Source organism: Pedobacter endophyticus, from assembly GCF_015679185.1.
GTDB lineage: Bacteria > Bacteroidota > Bacteroidia > Sphingobacteriales > Sphingobacteriaceae > Pedobacter > Pedobacter endophyticus.
In genome coordinates this window covers 2,851,555-2,867,156 of record NZ_CP064939.1, presented here as the reverse complement: position 1 = coordinate 2,867,156, position 15,602 = coordinate 2,851,555, and the positions used below count along the sequence as shown (strand labels likewise).

General features: G+C 42.1%; 12 protein-coding genes. 5 read left to right on the top strand and 7 right to left on the bottom strand.

From position 1 onward, the window contains the following. Positions 1–425: 425 nt before the first annotated feature. Both IZT61_RS11645 and pnuC read right to left on the bottom strand, forming a co-directional pair. Positions 426–956, bottom strand: coding sequence for an AAA family ATPase (locus IZT61_RS11645; protein ID WP_196097080.1), 531 nt, complete (start codon positions 954–956; stop codon positions 426–428). Beyond that, positions 940–1,557, bottom strand: a complete 618-nt coding sequence (pnuC, locus tag IZT61_RS11640) for a nicotinamide riboside transporter PnuC (protein ID WP_196097079.1) — start codon at positions 1,555–1,557, stop codon at positions 940–942. The genes IZT61_RS11645 and pnuC overlap by 17 nt, the downstream gene beginning before the upstream one ends. A gap of 456 nt (positions 1,558–2,013) precedes the next feature. Here pnuC and IZT61_RS11635 point away from each other — a divergent pair, with 456 nt between their 5' ends. Next, the gene (locus IZT61_RS11635; protein WP_196097078.1) at positions 2,014–2,331 is read left to right on the top strand and encodes a carboxypeptidase regulatory-like domain-containing protein; all 318 of its coding nucleotides are present in this window, start codon (positions 2,014–2,016) and stop codon (positions 2,329–2,331) included. A gap of 212 nt (positions 2,332–2,543) precedes the next feature. Continuing rightward, positions 2,544–5,381, top strand: a complete 2,838-nt coding sequence (carB, locus tag IZT61_RS11630; RefSeq protein ID WP_196097077.1) for a carbamoyl-phosphate synthase large subunit — start codon at positions 2,544–2,546, stop codon at positions 5,379–5,381. 764 nt (positions 5,382–6,145) lie between these two features. Here carB and IZT61_RS11625 read toward each other — a convergent pair. The 3 genes from IZT61_RS11625 to IZT61_RS11615 all read right to left on the bottom strand — a co-directional run bounded on the left by IZT61_RS11625 (position 6,146) and on the right by IZT61_RS11615 (position 10,515). Then, positions 6,146–7,453 carry a M20/M25/M40 family metallo-hydrolase gene (locus IZT61_RS11625; protein WP_196097076.1) on the bottom strand — a complete coding sequence of 436 codons (1,308 nt, stop codon included), beginning with the start codon at positions 7,451–7,453 and terminating at the stop codon, positions 6,146–6,148. A 19-nt stretch (positions 7,454–7,472) separates the two neighbouring features. Further along, entirely contained in the window at positions 7,473–9,305 is a 1,833-nt protein-coding gene (locus IZT61_RS11620) for a M61 family metallopeptidase (protein ID WP_196097075.1), read from the bottom strand. Positions 9,306–9,384: 79 nt separating this feature from the next. Then, positions 9,385–10,515 (bottom strand): DUF4407 domain-containing protein, encoded by a 1,131-nt coding sequence (locus IZT61_RS11615; protein ID WP_196097074.1) that lies wholly within the window; start codon positions 10,513–10,515, stop codon positions 9,385–9,387. Between the two features lie 129 nt (positions 10,516–10,644). Here IZT61_RS11615 and IZT61_RS11610 point away from each other — a divergent pair, with 129 nt between their 5' ends. Next, positions 10,645–10,962 carry a rhodanese-like domain-containing protein gene (locus IZT61_RS11610; protein WP_196097073.1) on the top strand — a complete coding sequence of 106 codons (318 nt, stop codon included), beginning with the start codon at positions 10,645–10,647 and terminating at the stop codon, positions 10,960–10,962. 125 nt (positions 10,963–11,087) lie between these two features. Next, on the top strand, positions 11,088–11,285 hold the full coding sequence (locus IZT61_RS11605) for a DUF6358 family protein (RefSeq protein ID WP_196097072.1): 198 nt from the start codon (positions 11,088–11,090) through the stop codon (positions 11,283–11,285). Here the strand turns inward: IZT61_RS11605 and IZT61_RS11600 are convergent. Further along, complete coding sequence (locus IZT61_RS11600; protein ID WP_196097071.1) at positions 11,263–12,294, bottom strand: dipeptide epimerase; 1,032 nt, start codon at positions 12,292–12,294, stop codon at positions 11,263–11,265. The genes IZT61_RS11605 and IZT61_RS11600 overlap by 23 nt on opposite strands. A 116-nt stretch (positions 12,295–12,410) precedes the next feature. Between IZT61_RS11600 and IZT61_RS11595 the strand changes: the two genes are divergently transcribed. Continuing rightward, positions 12,411–13,547 carry a hypothetical protein gene (locus tag IZT61_RS11595; RefSeq protein WP_196097070.1) on the top strand — a complete coding sequence of 379 codons (1,137 nt, stop codon included), beginning with the start codon at positions 12,411–12,413 and terminating at the stop codon, positions 13,545–13,547. A gap of 628 nt (positions 13,548–14,175) precedes the next feature. Here the strand turns inward: IZT61_RS11595 and IZT61_RS11590 are convergent. Then, a complete protein-coding gene (locus tag IZT61_RS11590) occupies positions 14,176–15,591 on the bottom strand; it encodes a DUF4270 domain-containing protein (RefSeq protein WP_196097069.1) in 1,416 nt (471 codons plus the stop codon). Between the last annotated feature and the right edge of the window lie 11 nt (positions 15,592–15,602).

Sequence of the window (15,602 nt, the reverse complement as noted above, 5' to 3'; positions counted from 1 at the left end):
CCCGGATCAGGTGCATTTAAGGTTTAGGGTTTAGAGGTTTAGGGTTTAAGGTTTTTGCATCTCGCATTACCTTACACCTTTCGCCTTACACCTTTCACCTTAAAATGGGTATGATCTCAGCCCGTTTTTGTGTTATTTAAAACAAGGCACCCCTAATGATGAGACAAATGTAGAAAAATATGTTAAGGATTGTTAAAATGAATGATTAAATTTTCTGCTGTCCTGTACGGGGCCCTGTTAGTTTGGCGTTTTGTCATCTGACGAAGGAAGAATCTGCAAGCGAAGAAGCCACTGCTTAAAAAATGCACCAGCCCAATTTGTGTGCGTTCACGGGTGAAAACAGTGGAGTACTTATGGGTTAGGGATGCTTCGCGCTTCAGCATGACAGCTTATAAAGCGCTAACAAATATTTTAAAATGGCAAAATTAATCCGCCAAAAACTGATCAATCGCTTCAATCGCATTTTGAACCCGAACGTCGCCCAGGCCGCTAATTACTTTATAGTTTGCATGCAATGCGCTTAGTTCCTTGTGCCAAACCTCCATAAAGTATTCTCGTTGATTGGGGAAATCACGAAGCGGGTCGTCCTGCCAGGGCAGGTCAATATCCATTAAAAGGTAGAGGTCGTACGGCCGCCTGGGCAGTGCATCTAAAACCAATTGCGGGGTTTCACCAAGCATTTCATCGCTCCAGATCTTTACCGTAACAAACGTAGTATCGCAGATAATGAAATCATTTTCGTTGGTTGCCAGAACTGCATCTTCTAAGGCTACCTGACCATAATACATGTTCACCTCATCTTGCAGGGTATAGGGTGCAGTTAAGTTTTCGCAATAATACCGGGCATATTCAGGCACCCATGCTACTTTGTAATGCTTGGCCAGCAGTTGAGACATAGTCGACTTGCCTGTACTTTCGGGGCCAACAACGGCAATTTTTTTAACTGATTTGTTCACGGTAGGTTTTTTTCCAATCTAAATAGCCTTTAAACGCAATTGCAATTAATACAATGTACAAAAGCGCACTCAGATTTAAGTTTTTGTAAATGAATAAGGGCACATAACAAATGTTTACAAACACCCAAAGCAACCAGTTCTCCAATATTTTTCGGGTGAGTAAAAATTGGGCAACAAAGCTTACGGACGTGCAAAAACCGTCGGCGTACGGAACGGTGCTATTGGTATAATTATCCATAAACCAGCCCAATAAAATGCTAAGTGCTAAAATGAAAATAATTACCAACAGCCAGTGTTTGGGACTTAGTCTGCTGATGGGCTTGCTGTGTTCAACTTTTTTCCTGATCCAGAAGTACCAGCCGTAAAATGCGGTAAATAAGAAATAAATCTGCAGCGTCATGTCGCCGTACATCGCTTCCCTGAAAAATAAAAATCCGTATGCCACTACGCTGATGATGGAGATTGGCCAGTTCCAGATGCTTTCTTTGGCGGCAAGATAAATGCAAAGGAAGCCTGCAACAACGGCAACCCATTCTAAAAGCGATGTTTGATGTGCCTGCTCTAAAAGAAATTCGAAAAATGATGCCTTTAACACAACCATATTAGTTTCAAATGTAATGGAAAAAGCTATAAAAGAAAAAATCCGGCCGAGGAGGGCTCCTCTGACCGGATAATAAACCAAACAAACTATTTATGAAGAAATCCTCATTGCGGGTAACTAATCCGCGGAGGAAGCTTTAGATCATTGTCTAAAGTACATACAAAACGCATATACACTCCACTTATTACAACATTATTGCCAATATTTTTTGATTGTACTATTCATGACGAAAGCATGACTTCGTGTGTATTTTACACTATATTAATGTTACATAATGCGACTATTTTAACCGATTATTAACAGCTAAGCATGTGCCACTTAATGCACGAAACAAAACGCCGTGTATAAAAATGCAGACAAAACAATTTTGCAAAATGCTACAGTGTTCTTTTTCCACGACAAACAAATTAGTACAGCTATTGTTATTGGGTTAAATAAATACAAATAGCTACCAATATGAAAAGGTTTACATTTTCTTTAATCGCATTAACAGCGCTCGCATTCTTTATTGTTGCTTTTACAAATGTTAAAACGGGTGGAATGTTTGGCAAGATAACGCCCGCAGATGGTGCCAGCGCTGTATCGATTGTTGGCGGGGCAGATACTTTGAAAGCGCAGCTTGTACAGGGTACTTTTACTTTCTCCAATTTAAAAGAGGGTGTTTATACCGTTTTGATTAAGGCCAATGCGCCTTACAAGGATGCGATAATAGACAAGGTTGCCGTTAAAGATAGCGCTACAACTGATTTAGGCGAAATTAAATTGCAACAATAATATTTCTACCCTAAGAATCTTTCAGAAAAGAGGACGCTAACAGTCCTCTTTTTTATTTTAAAATTTTGGGCTGAAAGCCGTACTAAAAACCTATCTTTGCATCCCGACAGAACAGTTGGGATTTTCTTCTTTAGAGCAAAAAACCTCCTTGCTTCTTCACCTCAACAGAGGTAAAAACACTTTAGAATTTTAATTATTGTATTAAGCTTATCATGCCTAAAGACACTTCCATTCGCTCAGTATTAATTATCGGATCAGGCCCAATTGTTATTGGCCAAGCCTGCGAATTTGATTATTCGGGTTCACAAGCGGCACTTTCTTTAAAAGAAGAAGGTATTACCGTTTCCATCATCAACTCTAATCCGGCTACGATTATGACGGATAAGGTTATTGGCGATCATGTTTATCTTCGCCCGTTATCTGTTGATTCGATCGAAGGTATTTTACAAGAGCATATCGACTCTGCCGAATTGCCAAAAATTGATGCAGTATTGCCTACAATGGGTGGTCAAACCGCGTTAAACCTTTGTAAAGAGGCCGAAGAACGCGGCGTTTGGGAAAAATACGGTGTAAAGGTAATTGGTGTAGATGTTGACGCGATTGAAAAAACCGAAAACCGCGAAGCATTCCGTCAGTTGATGGTTGATATCGGTGTCGGCGTAGCGCAATCGAAAATTGCAAACTCATTTTTAGAAGGCAAGGAGGCGGCGCAAGAGATTGGTTTTCCGCTGGTAATTCGTCCATCGTACACGTTGGGAGGTTCTGGCGGCGGTTTCGTGCATAAAAAAGAAGAATTCGACGCAGCACTTAAACGTGGCTTGGAAGCATCGCCAACCCATGAGGTTTTGGTAGAAAAAGCTGTTTTAGGATGGAAAGAATATGAGTTGGAGCTTTTACGTGACAGCAATGATAACGTAATTATCATCTGTTCAATAGAGAATTTCGACCCAATGGGGATCCATACCGGCGATTCGATTACCGTTGCTCCGGCCATGACTTTATCTGATCGTTGCTACCAGGATATGCGTAACCAGGCGATTAAAATGATGCGTGCCATCGGTAACTTTGCCGGCGGCTGTAACGTTCAGTTTTCGGTTAACCCTGCAAATGATGAAATCATCGCGATTGAAATTAACCCGCGTGTTTCGCGTTCATCGGCGCTTGCAAGTAAAGCCACTGGTTACCCAATTGCAAAAATTGCGGCCAAACTGGCTATCGGCTACAACCTGGACGAAATCGAAAACCAGATTACAAAAACAACATCTGCATATTTCGAACCTACGTTAGATTATGTTATCGTAAAAATTCCTCGCTGGAATTTCGATAAATTTAAAGGTGCCAACAAAGAGCTTGGCCTGCAAATGAAATCAGTTGGTGAGGTAATGGCTATCGGTCGTACCTTTATCGAAGCATTGCAAAAAGCTTGTCAGAGTTTAGAGATCGGTCGTGCCGGTTTGGGCGCCGACGGCAAGCAGGTTCGTAATATCGAAGATATAATGGAAGGTTTGGAGCATGCCTCATGGAACCGTTTGTTTTTAATTAAAGATGCCATGAGAATGGGTGTACCTTTAGAATCAGTTCGTAAGGTAACCAAAATCGATAAATGGTTCTTAAACCAAATTCAAGAGCTTGTTGCCCTTGAAGTGGAGCTGCAGAGATATTCACTAAACAACATTCCTCAAGATTTCTTCGTAACCCTTAAACAAAAAGGATTCTCAGATATCCAAATTGCCTGGTTATTGGGCAATGTGACCGAAGATGAGGTTTACGATCGCCGCAAGGCTTTAGGCATAAACAGGGTATATAAAATGGTTGACACCTGTGCAGCTGAGTTCCCTGCCCAAACGCCTTATTATTACTCATCTTTTGATGAGGAAAATGAATCGAAACCATCAGACAGAAAAAAGGTAATTGTACTGGGCTCGGGTCCTAACCGCATTGGTCAGGGTATTGAGTTCGATTATTCTTGTGTACACGGCTTACTGGCGGCCAAAGAATCTGGTTTTGAAGCCATCATGGTAAACTGTAACCCCGAAACGGTTTCTACAGACTTTAACATGGCCGATAAGCTTTACTTTGAGCCCGTATTTTGGGAGCATGTTCGCGAAATTATCGAACTGGAGAAACCCTTTGGAGTAATTGTACAGCTTGGCGGACAAACGGCATTAAAAATGGCCGAGAAGCTTAAGGAGCACGGTATCAAAATCATCGGAACTTCGTTCGAAAACATGGACATTGCTGAAGATCGTGGCCGTTTTTCTGACCTGTTGAAAGAACTTGATATTCCTTATCCAAAATATGGTGTGGCCGAAAATGCTGAAGAAGCAATTGTAGTTGCAAATGAAGTAGGTTACCCGGTTTTGGTTCGTCCGAGTTATGTATTGGGCGGACAGGGAATGAGCATCGTAATCAACGATGAAGACCTTGAGAAAGCGGTTGTGAAGTTATTGGGCGATTTACCGGGCAATCGCGTATTGATCGATCACTTTTTAGATCGGGCCGAAGAAGCTGAATCTGATTCAATTTCTGATGGTGACGATGTACACATTGTAGGTATGATGGAGCACATTGAGCCTGCCGGAATCCACTCAGGAGATTCGTTCGCGGTATTGCCTACTTTCAGCTTATCAGATACCGTAACCAAATCGATGGAAGAATATTCGGTTAAGATTGCGAAAGCATTAGATGTTCGCGGATTGTTAAACATCCAGTTTGCCATAAAAGATGAAAAGGTGTATGTAATTGAGGCCAATCCACGAGCTTCGAGAACTGTTCCGTTCATTGCTAAGGCTTACGATGTTCCTTACATCAATATCGCTGCAAAAGTGATGCTCGGCGTAGCTAAACTGAAAGATTTTACCATAGAGCGCAAACTGAAAGGTTATGCCATTAAGGAGCCTGTGTTCTCTTACGAAAAGTTCCCGGAGGTGACCAAGGAGTTAGGGCCAGAAATGAAATCGACAGGTGAGGCCATTCGTTTCATCAAAGATCTTGAAGATCCTTACTTTAGAAAGCTTTACAAAGATAAATCAATGTATTTGAGCAAATAAAATAACAGCAAAAAGGCGATGGAAACATCGCCTTTTTTGTTTTTGTCTTTGGGCCGTCGGCTGAAGCCAGACGGCAATGAAACGATGCTGTCATTTTGAACGCCCGCCTAATGTCATTTAGTTAAACCCGGCGGATGTCAGTCTGAGCGGAGTCGAAGACCTTTTCTGTAGGAAAAAACAAATAAACATAGCCCTTCGACTCCGCTCAGGGTGACAATGTTTTTGTTTTTTCCTTAACTAAATGACATTCTGAACGCCCGCCTAATGTCATTTAGTTTAACCCGGCGGGTGTCATCCGATAGCTATCGGATCTGAGCCTTTCGACTTCGCTCAAGATAAACTCAGTCGAAGACCTTTTCTGTAGGAAAAAACAAATAAACATCGCCCTTCGACTCCGCTCAGGGTGACAATATTTTTTGTTTTATCCTTAACTTAATAGCATTGGGACGGGCAGGCAGTGAAGACCGCGAAGCAGCTACGAAGTAAATCTGCAACCGATAAGTGGGTGGGTTGTGCAGCGTTCAGCGACAATAGGAAACACCTGCCCTTCCGGTCAGGGATTCTTCGCTTCGCTACCATTGACGTTTTCGTCATTGCGAAATCGATTTTTCATCGATTGAAGCAATCTCATTAGCGACTTTATTGCAGAATAGATCGCTTCGTGCCTCGCTACAAAGTAGCCCCTTTGGGGAAATGACGACCGCTTTAAAAAACCTCATTCATATTGATTTTATGCAATAATTAAAACTCAGAATGACAACAACCTACTTTTCCAGCTTCGGTATTCTGGTTGGCGTATCCGTACCGTTAACAATGGTTGTTGCGCTTTTTGCTATTGCTTTAATGGTTGAGAGAATATTCTCAACATCCAACGAGCTGTATTCGTCCTTCACCGTATGATACAACTTATCAATATCAATCTTGTCGGTGCTGATGGTATGCGCCGGAACACCTAAAGCCGCTAAAGTGGCGTTATCGCTTCTATAAAATAGATTTTGCTGTGGATAAGGATCAGGATGGAAAGCAAATTCCGTTCCGGTTAAGTTCTTTTGCAGAATTTTGCCGAAATCTGATCGTTCGTAACCTGTAATGAAGGCCGTATTCTTTCCGAATTTAGAATCCTTGCCAATCATTTCAATATTGAACATCGCCACCACATCGTCGGGATTTAACTTTTCTGAAAAGTATTTTGCCCCGAAGCCACCAATTTCCTCAGCAGTAAAGGCCACAAAAATCAGCGTCCGCTCATTGTTCTTCTGGGCTTTATAATATTTGGCCAGCGCAATCATTGCCGTTGTTCCCGATGCATCATCGTCAGCACCATTGGCGATGCTGTCGCCATTAACAGTCTTCAAAATCCCCAGGTGATCATAATGGCCTGAGAAAACAACCAGTTCCTTTGCTTTAGATTTTCCGGGAATCATTCCCGCAACATTAAATAAAGGCATTTTATCAATTTTATTCTTAAACGTTGCCGTAAAATCTGCGGCATCCGCTTTACCTAAAACAAAAACCTGCACCGCACCTGTTTTTGCCTTTATATCTTTTTCATCAACCGTATTCGGCTCACTAAAATGACCTCTGTAGCGGTTAAACATGTCGGCAAATTTGGCGTCAACCAAAACAATCTGGCTTTTGCCAGCATTCATTGCTGCTCTAAACTGCGCAACGAAAGGTTTATCCGCGTCGAGCTTTATTATTGTGGCGTTATTTTTATCTAAAGAAATGTTCTCTGTTGCTAAGCCCGTAGCAAACACATTCTCAGGTGCAATTTCTTGTCCGTCAATTTTAACAGAAGAACTTTCATTGCTTACCCGGTATTTGAAAAAAGTCTGACGAAATCCGTTTTCCCCTGCTAATGGCTTCAGACCGATTTTTTTTAACTCTGTTTCGATAAATGTTGCGGCTTTATCAATACCCGGTGTAAAGGTTGCCCGGCCTTGCATATCATCCGCACTTAAGGTTTTAATTAAGTGATCTGTATATTCTCTGGTGATAATTTTATCGATGTTTTGGGCATTAAGCTGTAAGCTTGCCAAACCCACAAGGGTAAAAAGAAGTGTTTTCTTCATGATTTAATTTAATTTGTTGTTATCTGGATTTTACCTGCGAGTTTAACCAATTCGCTCTGAAACTTTGCATTGCCGGTGTTAACGTGCCGCCCGTTTTTTCTATTGAAACGATTTCGAGCATTGGATTTTCCGAAAATGTAAGTTCTGTTGTCTTTTGTTCGCCACGATAAAGATAAGTGATTGCTACCACATCGCCCGGCCGATGTGCATCAGTAACAGCGTTTAGATCGGCCAAACCGTTAACTTTCTTGTCATCTATCGTTAAAATCACATCATCTACATCCAAACCTGCCTCGTAAGCCGGCGTACCGATTAACGTTTGCGGTAATGTTACCTTCCCATCCACAGCGGTTGCACGACCAAAACCTGCATACGCTTTCCCCGGATTTGCCTTTCGTAAAACAAAGCCAGCGTTTAGCAAAAGCTTTGCATAATCGTTTTTCTTAGTTCCATAAATATAGCTGCTAAAAAACTCGTTCGCAAACGAAGGGCTTTTAGTCAGCTCAGAGAGCACCTTTTGCAAATCCTGAACCGTATACGGAATTTCAGGTTTGCCATGCGCTTTCCATAATGCACGCATATAATCATCAAGCGTAAGCTTAAATTCGGAGCGTAAACGAAGATCTAAAGCGAGCGCAGTTGCAGCGCCATAAGTATAGTAAGAAAGAAAGATATTGCTTTTGTTCGTTTGATCAATCGCCACACCGGCATCAGCAAAAACAGCATAGCGGCTGGCGTCGATAGGCGAGTAATTTTTCGCTCCCGGAGAATTTAAAACGGCATTTACCATTCCTTCGAAAGTCTGTGCCGCATTATCAACCGTTTTTAAACCCGCTCTGGTTAACAGTAACGAGCCGTAATATTGCGTAAAGCCTTCGGCCAGCCAAAGCTCATCGCTGATATTTGAATGCTCAAAATTGAAGGGCTCGAGTGTTTTTGGGCGCAAACGCTCAACGTTCCAGCTATGGAAATACTCGTGAGAGAATGTGCCAAGCAGGTTAGTTTCGTAACCTTCAATTTTGGGTGTGCGCTGTACAATCGATGTAGAGTTTCTGTGCTCCATGCCATCACCAGCATTATCGGGATACACATCATCCAGAAAGTAGTAATTGCCATAATCGTAAGTCGGGAACTCGCCCCAAACGGCAACGTGCTCATCTACCATCTTTTTCAGCATTTCTGCATAGTTATCTATCGTTTTCTGTGTATCGTTCGAGTGCGTGATTAAATGAATAGTCTGTAATTTGCCATCCTTGTTTTTTACTTCCCATTTGGCAGTTTTGTAATCGGCAATTTCTATCGGGCTATCCATAAAATATTGGAGATTGGCGGCATAGAAAGTGTTGTTTGCCAGCGGCTTTAATTGAGTGGCCACTTTCCAGTTTTGCTTTTCATTATATTTAAACTGAACCAAACGAGGCCGGGCATCCATACCCACAGGAAAGGCAAATGTAGCGGGAATGTTCATGTGGGCATGTGATTCGTCGAAACCTGCATAGGTACCATCAATCCAATTCCCAAATAAGGTGTAGGTAACTTTCACGGTGCTGCCATGCGACGGAATTTCGTACACATCGCCAGCCGATCGCTTAATGGCCAGCGCCTTGCCGTTCGAATCAAAAGCTTTGAAGTTGTAAACGTTTTTGCCAAACTCATGTGTAGCGTAACGACCCGGCGATGACCGGCTCATTCGTACCTTTAAAGTACCTGAAGGTACATCTGTGATCGACATGCTGATTTCGGCTTCGTGATGGATGGCGTTTGGAAAAGAAACGTTATAACTGATTTCATTTTGTGCAAATGCACCAAACGAGAGCGCACAAAGTAGGGTAGCGCCTAAAAATTTCTTCATACAAGGAGTTTTGATCGCTAATTTAGCAAGAATGTACGACGATTGCGCATTTAAGATTGTAAGATTGATGTAGCGATCATCAAGCCTTTTCCTGATCCCAATCGTATCGCTCCAAATCGCGGTAAGCTTTTCCCTTTATAATCTCTTTTTGCTTCGACGATTCTGAATCCACCCTGGTTTCGTGAATATTATCGGCCACTTCAATGTGAAAATCTTTGTCTTTTTTAGATTGATAAACAGAAACTTCATCGGTATCAGCAGTTGCAAAATCGTAAGGCCCCCGGGCACTCATCAGTTTAACAAAAACCGGCAAGCATTCGAAGAATATAAAAAGCAGTCCGATAAAAGTGACTGCAATGGCGGTATTATCGTCGCGGCTGCCATCTACGTTGAATTTTAGCTGCCCTAAAGCCCAGTTTCGATCAGCAAAACCGGCCACATTCGATAAGCTATCCAGTTGGGGTTTGGTGTACAATTTCTCGGCAAATAATCCGTCGAACTCCTTACGCTTATCTACAAAATTTTCTGATTTGCTGATGTTGGCTTTTAACGAATCGAGCTCTGCCTCACGCTGTTTAATCTCTGCTTCTTTACGTTTGGCATAGGGCCCATAACCCATTACGCCCGAAGTTTCGGCCGTTTTGTTGCCAAAAATTTCGAAGTTAAGCTTCTGCCTGTCGGCCTTAATCCCTTTCTCCAACGAATCGCGGGTTGCCCTTTGCTGGTTCAAACGACCAAATTCTACCTGATATTTATTTTCGAACGCCTTGTTTAACGTATCGATCTTGGCACGCTGGCCGTTCAGGTAACTAACCTTTAAGCGTTCCTTAATTTCTTTGTCGAAAATCTTAAGCTCTATTGGTCGGGAAATTACCATACCAATCATGATCGCCAGCAAAATACGTGGCGTGGCTTGCAGGAGTTGCTTGTTGGTGCTTGCGCTTTTATTAATACTGGCAACAATGTAGCGGTCCATATTAAAAATTGCAGCGCCCCATAAAAAGCCGAAAATTATTGCAAAAACTACCGCAAGGTTGTCGCCTTTAAACACGAAGTACATGGCATAACCGCCCGATAAGGCAGCAAACAGCCCGGTAAAAAAAATGGTGGCACCAATGCCGGTATATTTATTCTGCTCAGTCGGGTATTTTTCCAGTGTGGCGATGTGTGCACCCGAACAAAACCAGAAGAAGCGGTTAAGTTTGTTCATTTATAACAATTTATAGTTAAACGCCTAAGGCCTAAAGTTGTTACAGTTTTTGAATAAAATAAATGGCATTTTTTTGATGGTGGCCGTAAAATTGAATTCCCTATATTTGCATGAAATACAACAATCAAAATGAAAGAGATATCGGTACAAGAACTAAAAGAGAAAATCGACAATAATGAGGATTTTCAACTAATCGATGTTCGCGAAACATTCGAATATGAAGTTTCTAACCTGAATGGAGAAAATATTCCACTGGGCGGCATTTTAATTGAGGCCGATAAGGTTGCCAAAGATAAGCCTGTAATTATTCAATGCCGCAGCGGGAAGCGCAGTGCCGCAGCCGTGATGCAGTTAGAAGCACAATATGGCCACGATAACCTGTATAACCTAAAAGGCGGAATTTTGGCCTGGCAAGAGGCATTTGACCCTGATATGCAGGTTTACTAGGATATTTCGTCATTGCGAGGCACGAAGCAATCTTTCTCGCAAACAGATTGCTTCAGCTCACGCACGTCCGGCTTCGCAATGACGGGCTTTAACAAATATTACTTTATAAATAATTTTTTCAGTTTGTGGGCAAAAAGTTTGCATTAAATATATTTTACAACCTCGCCATTATCCTTTCTATTTTCGGGTTGATATGGTGTTATAACAACAGCAAATATCTTCCCGCCGGGTTTTTGGTAGGCGTTACCTGCTGCTTGTTTTATTTTAAATATCAATTAACCAAAGATATTCGAAATTCGTTTAAAGATAAAGATCCGAAGTAACTCCCTCGAGCCCCAACCCCGGTAGGTTTTTAAGCACATACTTCCCATTTTCGAATTGCGGGTCGGTAAAAGGATTGTTTTTGGTTAACCAGGGGCCATCTAAATCGGCCCAGTTACAAAGTGGTGCCAGTGCAATTGCCGCTAGCGTAGCGCAGCTCGTTTCGCTCATGCAGCCAATTAAAACCTTCATTCCAAATGAGCGGGCTTTTTCAATCATTTGGTTTCCCTCGTACATGCCACAGCTTTTCATCAATTTTACATTTATGCCGTGATAAGCCCCTTTAAGCTGATCCATATCGGCCAATCGCTGCACGGCTTCATCGGCTAATAACGGAATCGGACTGCGTTCAGTTAGCCAGGCGTTGCCGTCAAGGTCGTTTTTATCCATAGGTTGCTCAATTAATACCACGCCCTGGCTGTGCAACCAATAAATTAAGTCGATCGCTTTAATCCGATCACTCCAACCCTGATTGGCATCAACATACAGCGGAGCATCCGTCATCCCGCGAATTGTTTCGATAATTTCCTGATCATTGTCTCTGCCCAGCTTCACTTTTATCACCTTAAACTTTTCGGCGTTTCTCAATTTTTCGCGGATCACTTCAGGCGTGTCAATCCCGATAGTGTAAGAAGTAACAGGCATTTTCGATGGATCTGCGCCGTAGACCTCGTAACAAGGCTTGTTCAGTATTTTGCCGTTAATGTCGTTCAATGCAATATCAATTGCCGCTTTAATTGCGGGCTGGCCCGGTGCAATGCTGTCGAGATAATGGATAATTTCGCCAAAATTGAACGGGTGTTTGAACGGACTTAAGTCTACCTGCTTTAAAAACGCATTCGCCGATTCGTAACTTTCGCCCATATAAGGCACCATCGATGCCTCGCCATAACCCGTAAAACCTTCATACTCCAGTTTCAATAGCATCACCGGCGTACTTGTTCTGGTAAACTTTGCAATAGAAAAAGGGTGTTTCAATAGTAATTCGAATGGCTTGCAACTAATTTTCATTATCGATCGTCTAATAATTAAAAGGATGAATTATCGCTTGCAAATGTAATTTATTGGCGGAATAAAAAGTATTACATTTGATTCTATCCATCCAAATAAACTAAAAATGCGCTTTTATGAATAACGTTTCAAGATTACGGTATTTTATTTATTTATCCTTAATAATTTTAGGAGGATGTACCACAGGAAAAAATGCCCTGCAAAAGGGCGATTACGATGTATCAGTTTCAAAGGCGGTAAGCAGGCTGCAGAATTCGCCTAAAAATGGCGAAGCGTTAGCAGTTTTAAAAACGGCTTACGAGCTGGCATTGAAGGATCATTTACGGAAAATAGACGAGGCTAAGTTATCCAGCAATTTGTTCAAATGGGAATCGATTATGTACGATTACCAGAAGTTAAATCAACTGGCCGATGAAATTAATAGCTGCCCTGCATGTTTATCGGTAGTGCCTGCACCATCGAAATATGTAAACGAAGTTGCCGAAAGCCGTTATAACGCAGCAGTTTTTAGATACAACTCGGGCGTTGCTTACTTGAATGAAGGTAACCGGGCTTCGGCCAAAAAAGCTTACTATGAATTTGAGAAAGTGATGAACCTGCAGCCAAACTACTTGGATGTTAAAACAAAAATGGACGATGCCTACTGGGCGGCGGTAATTAAAGTGGTTGTTCAGCCCATTATATTAAACCGCGGACCTTATAAGTTCAGCGCCGATTACTTTCAGCAGCAAATTGACCAGTTTATTGGTAGCTACTCAAGAAATAAATTTGTTGTATTTTATGGCGAAGAGCAAGCTACCAATCAGAAAATAGTTCCCGACCAGATCCTGAGCCTAAATTTCGACGACTTTGTTGTCGGGCAGACCTATGTAAAAGAACGGGTTGAGAAATTGAAACGCGACAGTGTGATAATTGGCGAAACACGTGAACGTAAACCGGTTTATGGAACCGTTAAGGCAACGCTTAGTATATTTGAAAAGCACATTTCATCTTCCGGTCTGTTGGATATGACGATAATGGATTGGCGAAACAAGAAGGTTATCCGTCAGCAAAAATTTCCCGGAACTTACGTTTGGCGAGATAGCTGGGCCAGTTACAAAGGCGATGACCGTGCGCTGAATAAAAACCAGTTGGCCATGACGAGGAGAAAGGAAATTGCACCCCCATCGCCGGGAGATTTATTTTTAGAATTTACCAAGCCCATTTACAGCCAATTGGTTGATGATATCGGTTACTTTTACAACAGTTACTGAAGTTTTCAGCCCCAATCGGGTGTAGGAGTTTAGCCTGTTGGTGTGATGATATTTTCCAGTCTTAGCGTCTTTCCCGCGTAGGCGGGAATCTTAATCGAGGAGTTTTATTTGGAAATGAACGCTCAGTAATCATTGGCGGCGTGCAGTCCCGCTCCCGCTTCTGCCGATGAAGAATCGGCATCCCGCTCCGATCGGGTTTAAAAACAAGGGATATTGCTCTCCAAAAAATAGATTGTTATCAGAATACCTTTCGTTTTTTATTTGGAAATGAACGCTCAGCAATCATTGGCGGCGTGCAGTCCCGCTCCCGCTTCTGCCGATGAAGAATCGGCATCCCGCTCCGATCGGGTTTAAAAACAAGGGATATTGCTCTCCAAAAAATAGATTGTTATCAGAATACCTTTCGTTTTTTATTTGGAAATGAACGCTCAGTAGCTATTGGGACCTGTAGTCCCGCTCCCGCTTCTGCCGATGGAAGATATCGGCATCCGGCTTCGATCGGGTTTAGAGACAAGGGATAGTGCTTTCGGATAAGCCGGCATAAATTGAAACCATCGTTTAACCAAAAAGCCGCTTAACAAATGTTAAACGGCTTTTTTTTATTCTTAAGCACTAAACAACTTTAGTCTTAATTTATCTTGGTGTAATAAATGTTCAGTTTTATCTTGTTTGTTGTCGATGTGCCTGCACCAATAATTGCCCTTTCAGCAGATGTAGCCGTTGGCGCAACTTGAAATTCGGTTAACGATGTTGGCGCAAGAAATGTTCCATAATCAGTTTCCCTTTTGTTGATTAACGTTTGCACATAATTGGTAACGTTAAAGATGTAGCGGTTTTTTATCGAGTCGAAATAGCCGCCGAACAAAGCCGGAGTGCTGCTGTTGGCATAACTGGTATAATCGGAAATGTTTATCGGTTGCTCAGCAATATCCCATCTGTACAATGATAACCTTTGCGATGCAAGGAACGGATAAGATGATGTGCCAGCACCTAGCTCAACAACCAACTCCGCTTTGTTTACAATAGCTTTGCCGTAAGTATTGGTAAAGTTTACCAAATCAGGAAAACTGATCTTCGTTTTAAGACCAACCAAACCTTGAAGGTAAGTTACCTGATAACTTGCTGTTGGGGCATCAATTTGCGCCTGTACCGGAGTACCAGTACGATTATGTTTAATGTTTGCGGCAATGCCCGATATTACGCTGGTAGAATTAACACTGGCCAACGCACCTAACGGGAAATTAACCGAAACCGTATCGATACCGCTTGTAGTATTCGTTTTTCGGTACACCAATTGAACGTAAGAATCAGTCCCGGAAAATTTTAAGAAAGCGATTCCTCCAGGCCCTGTTGATGACGTTTTGTTTACCTGCGCATAAAGGCCTTTAAAATAATCGGCAAATTTAGCATTCGACGTGAGCGAGCTCGCGGCCAAACTCACAATGTTATCCTGAATAAAGGTTCTGTTTAAAGGTACTCTTATCTGGGCCGGCGCTGTAATAAGCGTATCAGGTTTGCCCGCAATAATGTTATACACTTTGCCCTTTGTATTTGGGAAAATTTTTCCGTTATAATTACCTAACAGCGTGCTGTTGTGTGCCTGCACTGTAGAACTTTTGTAATCGGTAACCGTATTTGTTAATTGATAAACATCAATACTGTATTTAGAGTTGATGGTATCGCCATAAAACTTGGTTAGGGTAGATGTGGTATCTATTTTTAAAACCAGAATAGCCGAATCCAATACTGGCGAAGTTCCGAAATCGTGTGTTAATGTTTGCGGCGGATACAATGTCATTGCTAAACCAGCCTCCGTTTCACCAAAGATCGGATCTTTCATGTAGCCAAGTGGATAGCGAACCAACCCCAATGTGCTTACTGCCGGCTCTTCAACAATCTGCGTTTTAACATCCGATGTTACTAAAGTGCCCTGTATCGCTGTACCCGGATCAACATCCAAGCCTACACCATCGGGGTTTTTACATGATGCAAAAAGAAAAAGACCTATCAACAGGGTTAATAAGTCTTGCTTTGTAAATTTCATATTTAAAATGA